Below are 15,046 nucleotides of genomic sequence, written 5' to 3'. Positions count from 1 at the left end.
TGCAGGAGAGGTCGACGGTCCCGCAACCCCTGAACGATGAAATTCGTAGTTCTTGTGCTCGAATCTCACTGATTCCATCGTTCTGGCGATCTGGGTATGTCGAACACGGCAGTGATGCGACTAGGCTCGATTACTCTGGAAGCGTCTCACCCATCGGACACAGGACAGGAGAGGTGCAGTGAGCGAGCTCAAGCGTCTGCGCAACTACATCAATGGAGAGTTCCGCGACGCCGCCGACGGGCGGACCACGGATGTGGTCAATCCGGCCACCGGTGAGGTCTACGCCACCGCGCCGCTGTCCGCCGCCGCCGACGTCGACGCCGCGATGGCCGCCGCCGAGGCAGCGTTCCCGGCCTGGCGCGACGCCACACCGTCGGTACGCCAGCGGGCCCTGCTGAAGGTCGCCGACGCGATCGAGGCACGGGCGGCGGAGCTGGTCGCCGTGGAGAGCGAGAACACCGGCAAGCCGCTCGGCCTCACCGCCAGCGAGGAAGTGCCGCCGATGGTCGACCAGATCCGCTTCTTCGCGGGCGCGGCCCGGCTGCTCGAAGGCCGCTCCGCCGGCGAGTACATGGAGGGCATGACCTCCATCGTCCGCCGCGAGCCGGTCGGCGTCTGCGCGCAGGTCGCGCCGTGGAACTACCCGATGATGATGGCCGTCTGGAAGTTCGCCCCGGCGATCGCCGCGGGCAACACCGTCGTCCTCAAGCCGTCCGATACCACCCCCGCCTCGACGGTGCTGCTCGCCGAGATCCTCGGCGAGGTGCTGCCCAAGGGCGTCTTCAACGTCGTCTGCGGCGACCGCGAGACCGGCCGCGCCATGGTCGAGCACAACGTTCCGGCGATGGCCTCCATCACCGGTTCCGTCCGCGCCGGCATGCAGGTCGCCGAGAGCGCCGCCAAGGACGTCAAGCGCGTCCACCTGGAGCTCGGCGGCAAGGCGCCCGTCGTGGTCTTCGGCGACGCCGACATCGCCAAGGCCGTCGAGGACATCTCGGTCGCGGGCTTCTTCAACGCCGGCCAGGACTGTACGGCCGCCACCCGCGTGCTCGTCCACGAGTCGATCCACGACGAGTTCACCACCGCGCTCGCCAAGGCCGCCGCCGACACCAAGACCGGCGCCGCGGACGACGAGGACGTGCTCTACGGCCCGCTGAACAACGCCAACCAGCTCGCCCAGGTCAGCGGCTTCATCGAGCGGCTGCCGGCGCACGCCAAGGTCGAGGCGGGCGGCCACCAGGTCGGCGACAAGGGCTACTTCTACGCCCCGACCGTCGTCTCCGGCCTCAAGCAGGACGACGAGATCATCCAGAACGAGGTCTTCGGACCCGTCATCACCATCCAGCCCTTCACCGACGAGGAGCAGGCCGTCGAGTACGCCAACGGCGTCGAGTTCGCCCTCGCCTCCTCGGTGTGGACCAAGGACCACGGCCGCGCGATGCGGATGTCCAAGCGCCTCGACTTCGGCTGCGTGTGGATCAACACCCACATCCCGCTGGTCGCCGAGATGCCGCACGGCGGCTTCAAGAAGTCCGGCTACGGCAAGGACCTCTCCGCGTACGGCTTCGAGGACTACACCCGCATCAAGCACGTCATGACGTCCCTGGACGGCTGACCCGGCCCCCGGCCCGCGAAAGCGGCACACCGGCCCGGCCCGCAGCGGCACCCCGGCCCCGGACGCGCACATCGCGTCCGGGGCCGTCGCACGTCCAGGCCCGCGAGACACAGTGTCAGGCAGTTGGGGTGTAGGGCTGACGGATCGCTGGTTGCCCCGGGCATCCGGCGGAAGGGAGGGTGGCCCGCATGAGTGATCTCTCCCGTCGTTCGGTGCTGCGTGGATTCGGGCTGGCAGGACTGCTGGCAGCCGCCTCGGCATGCGGCGTACCGCCGGCACACATAGACGCGGCGGACCGGGCGGCACGCGACCGCTCGGCGCAGGACAAGAAGCTGAACTTCGCCAACTGGCCGCTCTACATCGACGTCGACGAGAAGAACGCGCAGAAGCGGCCGACGCTCGACGCCTTCACCGCACACAGCGGGATCAAGGTCCAGTACACCGAGGAGATCAACGACAACGACGAGTTCTTCGGGAAGATCAGCCCCGCCCTGATGAACCACCAGGACATCGGCCGCGACCTGATCGTCGTCAGCGACTGGATGGCCGCGCGGTACGTACGGCTCGGCTGGGTGCAGGAGATGGACCGCGCCCGGCAGCCCAACGTCACCAAGTACCTGGACCCGCTGCTGCGCGACCCCGCCTTCGACCGGGGCCGCCGGTCCGCCGTGCCGTGGCAGTCCGGGATCACCGGCATCGCCTACAACAAGAAGGCACTGGGCCGCGAGATCAAGCACGTGTCGGACCTGTGGGCACCGGACCTCAAGGGCAAGGTGACGCTGCTGTCCGGGATGGACGAGGCGTTCGCGCTGCTCATGCAGGGGCAGGGCGTCGACGTGCGCAAGTGGACGGCGGACGACTTCCACCGGATGACGGACCAGGTCGCCTCCCTGGTGCACAGCAAGCAGATCCGGCGCTTCACCGGGAACGACTACACCAAGGACCTGTCGTCCGGCGATGTGCTGGCCTGCCAGGCGTACTCCGGCGATGTCGTCCAACTGCAGTCCGACAACCCGGACATCGAGTTCGTCGTGCCCCAGGAGGGCGCCGAACTGTGGGCCGAGAGCCTGATGGTCCCGAACCTGGCCGAGCACAAGAGCAACGCCGAGGCGCTCGTCGACTACTACTACGACCCCGAGGTCGCGGCCGAACTCGCCGCCTACGTCAACTACGTCTGCCCGGTGCCGGCCGCCCGCGACGTGCTCGCCTCGTCCAAGGACGAGGACACCGCCGCCCTGGCCGAGGATCCGCTGATCTTCCCGGACGACGAGATGCGCAAGCGGCTCGTGGTGGCCCGCGACATCACGCCGGAGGAGCGCCCGGAGTTCGAGAACCGCTGGAACCTGATCGTCGGGCTGTGACCTGCAGCTCGCGCAGGACGTCCAGTCGGTTGGTGGTGATCGAGTCGACGCCGAGGCCGAGCAGCCGCGCCATGGTGCGGCGCAGGTCGGCGGTCCAGGCCGCCACCAGCAGGTCCCGCTCGTGCGCCCAGCGCACCAGCGGAGGGTCGATCAGCCCGAACCGCAGGTTGATCCAGTGCGGCCGGACGGCGTCGAGCAGCGCCCGGGCGGGCAGCGCCGAGGTCTTCCAGGTCAGGGCGATCTCGGCGGCCGGGTCGTGCCGCCGCACGGCGAGCATGGCGCCGGCCTCGCCGCAGAAGTACGTGCGGGACTCCGCTCCCGCGTCCCGCACGGCGGCCACCGAAGGACCGGCCTGGTCAGCGGCGGTCAGGTCGAGCAGCGCCCGGCCGGTCCCGTGCTTCGTGACGGTGGTCAGCGCGTCGTGCAGCGTGGGTACGCCGCCGGCGGTGAGCTGCCGCAGCCGCTCGGCGGTGAGCTCGGCGACGGCGTCCCGGTGCCCCCACAGCCGCTTCAGCGTCGGGTCGTGCAGCAGCACCGGGACGCCGTCGCGGGTGAGGCGTACGTCGATCTCCACCGCGTCGGCGCCCGCCCGCAGGGCGGAGTGCAGCGACGGGAGGGTGTTCTCGCGGTGGTGGTACGGGTCGCCGCGATGGGCGACGGCTAGCGCCACGCCGCCGTGTAGGCGTCGATCTCCGCGGTGAGCCGCGCCTTGCCCGGTGCGTCGAGGAACGACGCCTCGACCGCGTTCTTCGCCAAACCGGCGACGCCGGCCGCGTCCAGGTCCAGCAGGCGGGCGGCGATCGCGTACTCGTTGTTCAGGTCGGTGCTGAACATCGGCGGGTCGTCGCTGTTGATGGTGACCAGGACACCGGCCTCGACCATCTGCCGCAGCGGGTGCTCGTCGAGCGTGCGGACCGCGCGGGTGGCGATGTTGGAGGTCGGGCAGACCTCCAGCGCGATGCGGTGCTCGGCCAGGTGCTCCAGCAGCCGGGGGTCCTGGACCGAGCTGGTGCCGTGCCCGATCCGCTCGGCGCCGAGCAGGTTGATCGCGTCCCAGACGGTCTCCGGGCCGGTGGTCTCGCCGGCGTGCGGGACGCTGTGCAGGCCGATCGCGCGGGCCCGGTCGAAGTACGGCTTGAACTGCGGGCGCGGCACACCGATCTCCGGGCCGCCGAGCCCGAAGCTGACCAGCCCCTCGGGCTGCAGCTCGGTCGCGATCCGCGCGGTCTCCTCGGCGGAGGCGAGACCCGCCTCGCCGGGAATGTCGAAGCACCAGCGCAGGACGACGCCGAGCTCGGACTCGGCGGCCTTGCGGGCGTCCTCGATCGCCTCGACGAAGGCGCGGTCGGGAATGCCGCGGTTGGTCGAGGAGTACGGGGTGACGGTCAGCTCGGCGTAGCGGATGTTCTGCCGGGCCATGTCGCGGGCGACCTCGAAGGTCAGCAGCCGCACGTCCTCGGCGTCACGGATCAGGTCGACGACGGACAGGTACACGTCGATGAAGTGCGCGAAGTCACGGAAGGTGAAGTACTCGGCCAGGGCGGCGGGATCGCTGGGAACCCGGGAGTCCCGGTGGCGGGCGGCCAGTTCTGCGACGATCCTCGGCGACGCGGATCCGACATGGTGGACATGCAGCTCGGCCTTGGGCAGCCCGGCGATGAAGGTGTCGAGGCCGGGTACGCGTCCGGGTGCTGTGTCGGTCATGCGGATCCTCCAGGCAAGTCAGCGGTGGAGCCATCGTAGACGGCACCCGTCGTTGTGCGAGGGCCTTCCCCCGCCGTACGCAGGCCATAGCATTGCCGGACGTAGTCAGAGGAAGGCCGCAATGTCCGACCAGCCCGACAGCCCCGCGCCCCGCAACCCATGGGCGCCGCCCGCGGACGTCCCGCCGCAGGCCGGACCGGGGCCGAGCCCGGCGGACGACGGTCCGCCGCTCCCGCCGCTGGCTCCGGGAACGGATCGGTACGCCGGAGGCCTTCCGTACGACCAGACGGGCGCCTACCCGGGTCCTTTCCCGCCGTTCGAGCAGTACCCGGGCGCGGGCGGCGGGTACCCGGGCTATCCCGGCTACCCCGGGTACCCGATGGGCCCGTACGGCTGGACCCCCACGCCGCGCAACGGCTACGGCCTCACCGCGCTCGTGCTGGGCATCGTCGGCGCGGTGCTGTCGGTCATGTGCTTCTTCGCGGTCATCGGCGCTCCGCTGGGCATCGCCGCGATCATCTTCGGGATCGTCGGACGGCGGATCGCCAAGCGCGGCGAGTCGACCAACCCCGGCCAGGCGCTGGCCGGGCTGATCCTCGGCATCATCGCGACCGTGCTCTCCGCCGGAATGCTGATCACCATAGGCGTGTCGATAGGGAACGGCTGGCTGGACGAGGGCGACGGGATGCGCAAGCCCGACCAGGGCAGCTACGGATCACCGCTGGCCGTCGGGGAGACCGCCAAGTACGACGGCGGGCTCCAGGTCACGGTCGCCGATGTGCAGGACCCGGGCCCGGCGCAGACCGCCAAGAGTGCCGAGGGCGGCGACAGCGCGGTGAAGTTCACCGTCACACTGAAGAACACCGGCGGCGACGCGCAGAACCTGGACTACGCGGATGTGTCCGCGTACGCGGACCAGGCGGACAACCCGCTCAAGGACATCTCGGGGCAGGACGGCTTCAGCGGCCAGCTCGCCCCCGGCGCCGAGCGGTCGCTGGACTTCATCGTCGTCATCCCCGACGCCGACACCGAGTCCGTCGAGGTCGATGTCTCGCCGGGCGACTCCTACGACTACGCGTACTGGGACGTGCCCGTTCCCGTTCCCGCCTCCTAGGACCGGCCGCCGCTAGCGGCGTACCGCCTCCAGGGCCAGGAGCGCGACGTGCAGGGACAGGCACGACTCCACCTGGTCGAGGTCGACGCCCAGGATCCGTTCGACCCGGTGCAGCCGGTCGTAGAACGAGGGGCGGGACAGGTGCGCGGCATCGGCCGCCGCCGACTTGTTGCGGCCGTTGTCCAGATAGACGGTGAGGATGCGGACCAGGTCGGAGCCGTGTTCCGCGTCATGGGCGAGCAGCGGGCCCAGCTCGCGCTCGACGTAGGTCTGCAGCCGGGCGTCGTCGCGCAGCAGGTGCAGCAGTCCGCGCAGCCGCACGTCCGGCAGCCGGTAGTACGTCCCGGCCCGGCGCCGCTCCCCGCCGCCCGGTGAGCCGTGCAGCGCGGCGTCGGCGACCTGCGCCGCCTCCAGCAGGGTGCGCCGTGCGTCGCGCAGCGAGCCGACCGAGGAGCCGGCCGCCATCACGAACGCGGGCGCCTCGGACGCCGGATCGACGATCCGGTCGAGAGCGGCGGCGAACCCCTCCAGCGCCTGGTGCTCCTCGTCGTGCGGGCCCAGCGACACCAGGACGCCCACCGCGCCGTCGTCGAGCGCCCCGGTCAGCGCGGTCAGCCCGCGCTCGCGCACCGCGAGCGCCACGTTCTCGGTGAAGTCCCGCAGCCGGGACTGCGCCTCCAGCGCCGCCGACGCGGGACCGCCGCGCAGCCGCAGCATGACGCCGACCAGCCGGCGTCCTTCGAGCGGCACGCCCAGCGCCCGTGCGCGCAGCGCGACGTCGGAGACGGTCAGCGCGTGGGTGAGGATTCCGGAGAGCAGCGTGCGGTGGGTCTGGCGTTCGAGCGATTCGCGGTCGCGTTCCAGCAGCCGGTTGAGGGCGAGGGTGGCGGCGCCGCGTTCGAGAAGGACTGCGTGCCGGTGCGGTCCGGTCGTCGTGACCGGGCGCCCCTCGCCCGAGGTGCGCGGCGGCGGGCCGGGCTCGCCCACCAGCACGAGCCGGCCCCAGTCGCGGCCGCGGGCGCCGACCGAGGTGACGAGCCAGCCGGCCCGCCGGTCGTATCCGGTCCTGCCGGCCGGGGACACACCGCGCGAGCGCCGTTCCCAGCCGTCCAGCAGCGCCTCGGGGTCGTGGCCGGCCGGGTCGAAGGCGAGCACCTGGTGCGAGAGGTTCTCCAGAACGACCGGAGCGCCGGCCATGCGGGCCACCTCCCGGACGACCTCGTCGGCCTCGGCGCCCTCCACGGACAGTTCGTTGAAGGTCTGGTGGACTGCCTCCGAGGCCCGCAACTCGGTCAGCTGCGCGTCCACCACATGGGCGTGCACCGCCTGGGTGACGCTGACGAAGCGCACCTCGGTGCGCAGCGCGACCAGCGGCAGCCCGCGCCGCTCGGCGGCCCTGACCAGGGGCCGCGGCAGCACGTCCGCGTACCGCCGGCCCAGTTCCACCACCAGCCCCGCCGCGCCGACGTCCGCGAGAGCGTCGATGTACTGGGCCAGCGACTCCTTGTCCTCGGGGAGCATGACGCCGGTCGTCAGCACCAGCTCGCCGCCCTGCAGCATCCCCGCGATGTCGGCCAGCTCGCTGATGTGCACCCAGCGCACCGGCCGGTGCAGCCCGGCCGCGCCCGCGACGACCCGCGGCGCGCCGCGGCGCAGCGCGTCGAGTTCCAGGACCTGGGCGACGGTGGGAAACACGGTGTGACCTCCGGTCGGGACGGCGTCCGGCGTGGCCTGAAGCCATGCCGGGGGCAGAGTGTAAAGCTCTCCGCGCCACCGGTTGCGGTGTGACGGTTACGCCGCGCGCAGCCCTCCGGCATCGTGCCTCGGGACGCCGGGGAAAGCCATTGTGTGGCAGATCACGGAAGACAGATTTCGTCGCGTAACCAAAAGGCAACAACGGAATCCCTTGTTGGCCCAAGGCTACTCTGCCAGGATCAGCCACCAATCCAGTCTTCGGCCACGGTGCCAAGCGGATGCGAGGAGACACCATGGACCACCGTTTCGACGTGAAGGACCGGTTCGCGGACGGGGCCCAGTACATTGCCGGAGCGTCGCGGCCGGGTACCTCGGGCCAGGCCCACTCCGTGGTCGACCCGGCCACCGGTGACGCTGTGTACACGTATGAGCTCGCCGGGGCCGCGGACGTGGATGCCGCCGTCGCCGCCGCGAAGGCGGCCCTCCCCGGCTGGTCCGGTGCCACCCCCGGAGAGCGTTCCACCGCGATGCACCGCTTCTCCGAGGTGCTGGCCGAGCAGGCGGACGAGCTGGCCTTCGCGGAGTCGCTGCAGTGCGGCAAGCCGCTGCGGCTGAGTGCCGGGTTCGACGTACCGGGCACCGTCGACAACACCGCGTTCTTCGCCGGCGCCGCCCGCCACCTGGAGGGCAAGGCCGCCGGGGAGTACTCGGCCGACCACACCTCCTACGTACGCCGTGAGCCGGTCGGCGTCGTCGGCTCGATCGCGCCCTGGAACTACCCGCTGCAGATGGCGGCCTGGAAGGTCCTGCCGGCCATCGCCGCGGGCAACACCATCGTGCTCAAGCCCGCCGAGCTGACCCCGCTGACCTCGCTGATGTTCGCCCGTGCGGCCACCGAGGCCGGTATCCCGGACGGCGTGGTCAACATCGTCAGCGGCGCGGGCAAGGAAGCCGGCGAGCACCTCGTCGGCCACCCCGACGTCGCCATGACCTCCTTCACCGGCTCGACCGGCGTCGGCAAGCGCGTCGCCGAGATCGCCATCCGCACCGTCAAGCGGCTGCACCTCGAACTCGGCGGCAAGGCGCCCTTCGTGGTCTTCGACGACGCCGACCTCGAAGCCGCCGTGCACGGAGCCGTCGCCGGCTCCCTGATCAACACCGGCCAGGACTGCACCGCCGCCACCCGCGCCTACGTCCAGCGGCCGCTCTACGACGTGTTCGTCGCCGGCGTGGCCGACCTCTTCGCCGGCATCAGGCTCGGTGACCCCTTCGACCCCTCGACCGACCTCGGCCCGCTCATCTCGCACCTCCAGCGGGACCGCGTCGCGGCGATCGTCGACCGCTCCCGGGCCTACGCCACCGTCGTCACCGGCGGCGAGGCACCCGGCGACAAGCTCGCGGCGGGCGCGTACTACCGCCCCACCCTCATCACGGGCGCCGCGCAGGACAGCGAGATCGTCCAGTCCGAGATCTTCGGTCCGGTACTCGTCGTCCTGCCCTTCGACAGCGACGACGAAGGGCTGGCACTGGCCAACGACACCCCGTACGGCCTGGCCGCGTCCGCCTGGACCCGGGACGTCTTCCGCGCCAGCCGCGCCACCCGCGAGATGAAGGCGGGCTGCGTCTGGATCAACGACCACATCCCGATCCTCAGCGAGATGCCGCACGGCGGCTACAAGGCGTCCGGCTTCGGCAAGGACATGTCGGCGTACTCCTTCGAGGAGTACACGCAGGTCAAGCACGTGATGTACGACAACACCGCGATCGTCCGCAAGGACTGGCACCGCACGATCTTCGGAGACCGATAACCCCGGTCAGACCCCCCCGGCTGAACACCCTCGGAAGGGCACAGCGCATGGAGCAGTACGAGACACTCTCGCCGCCCCAGCTCGCGGCGATACAGCGCAGCATGACCAACGGGCGTGGTGCCCTCGCCCGCCGGTCGCTGCTGCGCGCCGCCGGTCTGGGCGCCGTGGCGACCGCCGGGCTGACCGGACTCACCGGCTGCGGAATCCCGGCCGCGGGCGGCCAGCAGGACGCCGCCGTCACGACGGACCACTCCGGCTCGGAGAAGATGGTCAACTTCTCCAACTGGACCGAGTACATCGACGTCACCGACGACGGAAAGCACCGTCCGACGCTGGACGCCTTCACCAAGCGCACCGGCATCGGCGTCAAGTACACCGAGGACATCAACGACAACGTCGAGTTCTTCGGCAAGGTGAAGCCGCAGCTCGCCGCCGGCCAGGACACCGGCCGCGACCTGATGGTGCTCACCGACTGGCTGGCCGGCCGGATGATCCGGCTCGGCTGGGTGCAGAAGCTCGACCCGTCCAACCTGCCGCACGCGTACGCCAACCTGGAGCAGCGGTTCCGCAGCCCCGACTGGGACCCGGGCCGCGCGTACTCGTACCCGTGGACCGGTATCGCCACCGTCATCGCCTACAACAAGAAGGCGACCAAGGGCCGCAAGGTCACCTCCGTCTCCCAGCTTCTCGACGATCCCGAGCTCAAAGGCCGGGTCGGGATGCTCACCGAGATGCGGGACACCGTCGGCATGACGCTGATGGACATGGGCAAGAATCCCGCCTCCTTCACCAACGACGACTTCGACGCGGCGATAGCCCGGGTGCAGAAGGCCGTCGACGCCAAGCAGATCCGCCGCTTCACCGGCAACGACTACACCGCCGACCTCTCCAAGGGCGACATGGCCGCGTGTCTCGCGTGGGCCGGTGACCTTGTCCAGCTGAAGATCGACAACCCGGACATCGAGTACGTCTTCCCCGACGCGGGCTACCTCTCGTCGACCGACAACCTGGTGGTCCCCAACAAGGCCCGGCACAAGAAGAACGCCGAGCGACTCATCGACTACTACTACGAGCCGCCGGTCGCGGCCCAGCTCGCCGCCTACATCAACTACGTCTGCCCGGTGGCCGGCGTACGCGAAGAGCTGGCGAAGATCGACCCGGCGCTGGCCGCGAACACACTGATCCTCCCGGACGCCGCGATGGCCGCCAAGACGCACTCCTTCCGCCTGCTGTCAGCCGCCGAGGAGACCGCGTACGAGCAGAAGTTCTCCAAACTCATCGGCGCCTGACCGCACCTGACGACTGACGACTTACGGGAAGCGACCCCATGACACACGACTCCTCCGGCGGCGAGGTCATCCTCTCCGGGATCAGCAAGCGGTACGGCGCGTTCACCGCTGTCCACCCGCTCGACCTCACCATTCCGCAGGGCTCCTTCTTCGCCCTGCTCGGCGCCTCCGGCTGCGGCAAGACCACGACCCTGCGCATGATCGCGGGCCTGGAGGACCCCTCCTCCGGCACCGTCTCACTGGCCGGCGAGGACGTCACCGCCCTCCCGCCGTACAAGCGCCCGGTCAACACCGTCTTCCAGAACTACGCGCTCTTCCCGCATCTGGACATCTACGAGAACGTCGCCTTCGGCCTGCGCCGGCGCGGCATCAAGTCGGTGAAGAAGCAGGTCGACGAGATGCTGGAACTCGTCGAGCTGGGCACCATGGCCCGCCGTAAGCCGCACCAGCTCTCCGGCGGCCAGCAGCAGCGCGTCGCGGTCGCCCGCGCGCTCATCAACCACCCCAAGGTGCTGCTGCTCGACGAGCCGCTCGGCGCCCTGGACCTCAAGCTGCGCCGCCAGATGCAGCTGGAACTCAAGCGCATCCAGACCGAGGTCGGCATCACCTTCGTGCACGTCACCCACGACCAGGAGGAGGCCATGACCATGGCCGACACCGTCGCGGTGATGAACGGGGGGCGCGTGGAGCAGCTCGGCGCCCCCGCCGACCTGTACGAGAACCCGGGATCGACGTTCGTCGCGAACTTCCTCGGCACCTCCAACCTCATCGAGGCCGAGGTCACCGGCGCCTCCGGCGAGGACCTGCTGCTCGTCGCGGGCGGCCAGAAGCTCGCGCTGCCCACCGCGCGCTGTTCGGCGAAGACTGCCGTCGGCGGCCGCGTGCTGGCCGGGGTGCGCCCCGAGAAGATCTCCGTCGCGCACCGCGACGACGAGGACGCGATAGCCGACGGCCGCAACCGGATACCCGGCCGCATCGTCGACTCCAGCTTCATCGGCGTCTCCACCCAGTTCGTGATCGACAGCCCGGTCTGCCAGGAGCTGGAGGTCTTCGTGCAGAACGTCGACCGCGACTCGCGGCTGGTGCCCGGCGCCCCCGTCGTCCTGCACTGGAACCCCGCGCACACCTTCGGCCTCGACGCCGCCCAGGACATCGACGCCGGTGTGCAGGAGGTGGAAGCCGCATGAGCACCGTCACCGACCGGCCGCCCGCCGCGCCGGAGGCTCCGGCCCCGGTCCCGGCCGCGATGAGCCGGGCCGCCGGACGCAAGCGCCGGGTGCCGTACTGGCTGCTGCTGCCGGGCATCGCCTGGCTGCTGGTGTTCTTCGTGGCGCCGATGATCTACCAGGCGTCCACGTCCGTGCAGACCGGCTCGTTGGAAGCGGGCTTCAAGGTCACCTGGCACTTCGCGACGTACTGGGACGCGCTGACCGAGTACTACCCGCAGTTCCTGCGCTCGTTCGAGTACTCCGCCATTGCGACCGTGCTGTGCCTGGCGATCGGCTACCCGCTCGCCTACACCATCGCCTTCCGGGCCGGCCGCTGGCGCAACGTCATCCTCATCCTGGTCATCGCGCCGTTCTTCACCAGCTTCCTGATCCGCACCCTCGCCTGGGAGACGATCCTGGCCGACGGCGGATTCGTGGTGCAGACCCTCAACAGCCTGCACATCCTGGATCTGACGTCGTCGCTCGGCATCACCTCGGGCGACCGCGTACTGGCCACACCGCTCGCGGTGATCTGCGGTCTGACGTACAACTTCCTGCCCTTCATGATCCTGCCGCTCTACACCTCGCTGGAGCGCATCGACGGCAAGCTGCACGAAGCCGCCGGCGACCTGTACGCCAAGCCCTTCACCGTCTTCCGCAAGGTGACGTTCCCGCTCTCCATGCCGGGCGTTGTCGCGGGCACCCTGCTCACCTTCATCCCGGCGACCGGCGACTACATCAACGCCGAACTGCTGGGCACCACCAACCAGAAGATGATCGGCAACGTCATCCAGTCCCAGTTCCTGCGCGTGCTCGACTACCCGACGGCCGCCGCCCTGTCCTTCATCCTGATGGCGGTGATCCTCGCGATGGTCATGTTCTACATCCGCAAGGCCGGAACGGAGGAGCTGGTCTGATGCGCTGGATACGGAAGAACCTGGTGGTCTTCGCGGGCGTGCTCTGCCTCGCGTACCTGATCCTGCCCAACCTCGTCGTCATGGTGTTCTCGTTCAACAAGCCGAACGGGCGCTTCAACTACGAGTGGACACGCTTCTCCACCGACGCCTGGGAGCACCCCTGCGACGTCGCCGACATGTGCGGTTCGCTCGGCCTCAGCCTGCAGATCGCGCTGTGGGCCACGATCGGCGCCACCGTGCTGGGCACGATGATCGCCTTCGCGCTGGCCCGCTACCGCTTCAAGGCGCGCGGTACGACCAACATGCTGATCTTCCTGCCGATGGCGATGCCCGAGGTCGTGATGGCCGCCTCGCTGGGGACGCTCTTCCTCAACATGCGCGTCCCGTTCGGCTTCTGGACCATCCTCATCGCGCACATCATGTTCTGCCTGAGCTTCGTCGTCACGGCGGTCAAGGCCCGCGTGATGAGCATGGACCCGCGGTTGGAGCAGGCCGCGCAGGACCTGTACGCCTCCCCGCTCCAGACCTTCCTGCGGGTTACCCTCCCGCTCGTGGCACCCGGTATCGCCTCGGGCGCCCTGCTCTCCTTCGCCCTGTCCTTCGACGACTTCATCATCACGAACTTCAACGCCGGATCGACGGTGACGTTCCCGATGTTCGTCTGGGGCTCGGCGCAACGCGGCACCCCGGTGCAGATCAATGTGATCGGCACCGCGATGTTCGTGATCGCGGTCCTCGTCGTCGTCGCCGGGCAGCTGCTCGGCAATCGGCGCAAGGCCCGCGCGTAAGAACCGGCACGTCCGTACCCGATCGACCAGAACCGAACCGATCACCAAAAGGTGTGAGAACAGATGGACCCAGCCCGTTCGCTCGCAGACGCGCGGCCGACACCCTTCTGGCTGGAGGATCCCGGCAAGCCGCAGCCGCTCGGCGCGCTCACCGGTGACGAGCACTGCGACCTGCTGGTGGTCGGCGGCGGCTACTCCGGGCTGTGGACCGCCCTGCTCGCCAAGGAGCGCGACCCGTCGCGCGATGTGGTGCTGATCGAGGGCAACGAGATCGGCTGGGCCGCCTCCGGGCGGAACGGCGGCTTCTGCGCCGCCAGCCTCACCCACGGCCTGTCCAACGGGATCACCCGCTGGCCCGGCGAATTCGCGCGACTGGAGGAGCTCGGGAACCGCAACCTCGACGAGATCGAGGCGGCGGTCGCCCGCTACTCCCTGGAGTGCGAGTTCGAGCGCACCGGTGAGCTCGACGTGGCCACCGAGCCGCACCAGGTCGAGGAGTTGCACGAGGCCGCCGAGCAGGCGATGGAGCACGGCGTCGCGCTGGAGCTGCTCGACCAGGACCAGGTCCGCGCCGAGGTCGACTCACCGACGTTCCTCGGCGGCCTGTGGGACCGCACCGGCGTCGCGATGGTGCATCCGGCCAAGCTCGCCTGGGGCCTCAAGCGCGTCTGCCTCGGGCTGGGTGTCCGGGTCTACGAGCACACCCGTGCCACCGCGCTGACCGCGAACGGCGCCGGCATGGCCGTACGCACCCCGTACGGACGGGTCTTCGCCCGGCAGGTCGCCCTCGGCACGAACGTGTTCCCGTCGCTGGTCAAGCGGGTGCGGCCGTACATCGTCCCGGTGTACGACTACGCGCTGATGACCGAGCCGCTCAGCGAGGAGCAGCTCGCCTCCATCGGCTGGAAGAACCGCCAGGGACTGGGCGACAGCGCCAACCAGTTCCACTACTTCCGGCTCACGGCCGACAACCGGATCCTGTGGGGCGGCTACGACGCCATCTACCCCTACGGCGGCCGGCTCTCCGCCGAACGCGACCAGCGCCCGGAGACCAACCTCAAGCTCGCCGGGCACTTCTTCCGCTGCTTCCCGCAGCTGGAGGGCGTGCGCTTCACCCACACCTGGGGCGGCGCGATCGACACCTGCTCCCGTTTCTCGGCGTTCTTCGGAACCGCCCACGGCGGAAGGGTGTCTTATGCGGCGGGATACACCGGCCTCGGCGTCGGTGCCACCCGGTTCGGCGCGGACGTCATGCTCGACCTGCTGTCCGGGGAGCGCACCGAGCGCACCGAGCTGGGGATGGTCCGCAGCAAGCCGATGCCGTTCCCGCCCGAGCCGTTCACCTCGGTCGGGATCGGCCTCACCAAGTGGTCACTGGACCGCGCCGACCGCAACGGCGGCCGGCGCAACCTGTGGCTGAAGGCGATGGACAAGGCGGGACTGGGCTTCGACAGCTAGTGAGGTGGTTTTGAGGTGGTGGCTCGCCTCGTGTGTCGCCTTTCGTTTCAGATCTTGGCGGTCTGCTGCGTGAGTCCGTGAGTCGGCGC

12 protein-coding genes are annotated in these 15,046 nt (G+C 69.9%); 9 read left to right on the top strand and 3 right to left on the bottom strand.

What is annotated here, in order from left to right:
* Window positions 1–178 precede the first annotated feature (178 nt).
* Together AC07DC_RS29015 and AC07DC_RS29010 are read left to right on the top strand one after the other, a co-directional pair.
* Entirely contained in the window at window positions 179–1,615 is a 1,437-nt protein-coding gene (locus AC07DC_RS29015; RefSeq protein ID WP_478917460.1) for a gamma-aminobutyraldehyde dehydrogenase, read from the top strand.
* Between the two features lie 188 nt (window positions 1,616–1,803).
* A complete protein-coding gene (locus AC07DC_RS29010; protein ID WP_478917459.1) occupies window positions 1,804–2,976 on the top strand; it encodes a polyamine ABC transporter substrate-binding protein in 1,173 nt (390 codons plus the stop codon).
* Here AC07DC_RS29010 and AC07DC_RS29005 read toward each other — a convergent pair.
* Complete coding sequence (locus AC07DC_RS29005; protein ID WP_478917458.1) at window positions 2,918–3,646, bottom strand: glycerophosphodiester phosphodiesterase; 729 nt, start codon at window positions 3,644–3,646, stop codon at window positions 2,918–2,920. The genes AC07DC_RS29010 and AC07DC_RS29005 overlap by 59 nt on opposite strands.
* Entirely contained in the window at window positions 3,637–4,680 is a 1,044-nt protein-coding gene (locus tag AC07DC_RS29000; RefSeq protein ID WP_478917457.1) for an adenosine deaminase, read from the bottom strand. The genes AC07DC_RS29005 and AC07DC_RS29000 overlap by 10 nt, the downstream gene beginning before the upstream one ends.
* Before the next feature lie 121 nt (window positions 4,681–4,801).
* On the opposite strand from AC07DC_RS29000, the gene AC07DC_RS28995 reads away from it, so the two are divergent.
* Window positions 4,802–5,794, top strand: coding sequence for a DUF4190 domain-containing protein (locus AC07DC_RS28995; protein WP_478917456.1), 993 nt, complete (start codon window positions 4,802–4,804; stop codon window positions 5,792–5,794).
* A gap of 12 nt (window positions 5,795–5,806) precedes the next feature.
* Here AC07DC_RS28995 and AC07DC_RS28990 read toward each other — a convergent pair whose 3' ends face one another.
* Window positions 5,807–7,489, bottom strand: a complete 1,683-nt coding sequence (locus tag AC07DC_RS28990) for a PucR family transcriptional regulator (RefSeq protein WP_478917455.1) — start codon at window positions 7,487–7,489, stop codon at window positions 5,807–5,809.
* A 293-nt stretch (window positions 7,490–7,782) separates the two neighbouring features.
* On the opposite strand from AC07DC_RS28990, the gene AC07DC_RS28985 reads away from it, so the two are divergent.
* The 6 genes from AC07DC_RS28985 to AC07DC_RS28960 all read left to right on the top strand — a co-directional run bounded on the left by AC07DC_RS28985 (window position 7,783) and on the right by AC07DC_RS28960 (window position 14,957).
* Window positions 7,783–9,297: a gamma-aminobutyraldehyde dehydrogenase gene (locus tag AC07DC_RS28985; protein WP_478917453.1), complete on the top strand. Its 1,515-nt coding sequence runs from the start codon at window positions 7,783–7,785 to the stop codon at window positions 9,295–9,297.
* Window positions 9,298–9,344: 47 nt separating this feature from the next.
* The gene (locus tag AC07DC_RS28980; protein WP_478917452.1) at window positions 9,345–10,586 is read left to right on the top strand and encodes a polyamine ABC transporter substrate-binding protein; all 1,242 of its coding nucleotides are present in this window, start codon (window positions 9,345–9,347) and stop codon (window positions 10,584–10,586) included.
* A 38-nt stretch (window positions 10,587–10,624) separates the two neighbouring features.
* Window positions 10,625–11,773, top strand: a complete 1,149-nt coding sequence (locus AC07DC_RS28975) for an ABC transporter ATP-binding protein (protein WP_478917450.1) — start codon at window positions 10,625–10,627, stop codon at window positions 11,771–11,773.
* Window positions 11,770–12,711, top strand: coding sequence for an ABC transporter permease (locus AC07DC_RS28970; protein WP_478917449.1), 942 nt, complete (start codon window positions 11,770–11,772; stop codon window positions 12,709–12,711). The genes AC07DC_RS28975 and AC07DC_RS28970 overlap by 4 nt, the downstream gene beginning before the upstream one ends.
* A complete protein-coding gene (locus AC07DC_RS28965) occupies window positions 12,711–13,499 on the top strand; it encodes an ABC transporter permease (protein ID WP_478917448.1) in 789 nt (262 codons plus the stop codon). The genes AC07DC_RS28970 and AC07DC_RS28965 overlap by 1 nt, the downstream gene beginning before the upstream one ends.
* Before the next feature lie 63 nt (window positions 13,500–13,562).
* Complete coding sequence (locus tag AC07DC_RS28960; protein WP_478917447.1) at window positions 13,563–14,957, top strand: NAD(P)/FAD-dependent oxidoreductase; 1,395 nt, start codon at window positions 13,563–13,565, stop codon at window positions 14,955–14,957.
* Window positions 14,958–15,046 lie beyond the last annotated feature (89 nt).

This window comes from Streptomyces sp. NPDC045021 (assembly GCF_056432645.1).
Note: the sequence above shows the minus strand (reverse complement) of the source record. Positions and strands in the feature narration are given on the sequence as shown.

Coding starts and splice junctions, on each gene's coding strand:
- AC07DC_RS29010 (WP_478917459.1), top strand. CDS start 1,804: ATGAGTGATCTCTCCCGTCGTTCGGTGCTGCGTGGATTCGGGCTGGCA.
- AC07DC_RS29000 (WP_478917457.1), bottom strand. CDS start 4,680: ATGACCGACACAGCACCCGGACGCGTACCCGGCCTCGACACCTTCATC.
- AC07DC_RS28995 (WP_478917456.1), top strand. CDS start 4,802: ATGTCCGACCAGCCCGACAGCCCCGCGCCCCGCAACCCATGGGCGCCG.
- AC07DC_RS28985 (WP_478917453.1), top strand. CDS start 7,783: ATGGACCACCGTTTCGACGTGAAGGACCGGTTCGCGGACGGGGCCCAG.
- AC07DC_RS28980 (WP_478917452.1), top strand. CDS start 9,345: ATGGAGCAGTACGAGACACTCTCGCCGCCCCAGCTCGCGGCGATACAG.
- AC07DC_RS28975 (WP_478917450.1), top strand. CDS start 10,625: ATGACACACGACTCCTCCGGCGGCGAGGTCATCCTCTCCGGGATCAGC.
- AC07DC_RS28970 (WP_478917449.1), top strand. CDS start 11,770: ATGAGCACCGTCACCGACCGGCCGCCCGCCGCGCCGGAGGCTCCGGCC.
- AC07DC_RS28965 (WP_478917448.1), top strand. CDS start 12,711: ATGCGCTGGATACGGAAGAACCTGGTGGTCTTCGCGGGCGTGCTCTGC.
- AC07DC_RS28960 (WP_478917447.1), top strand. CDS start 13,563: ATGGACCCAGCCCGTTCGCTCGCAGACGCGCGGCCGACACCCTTCTGG.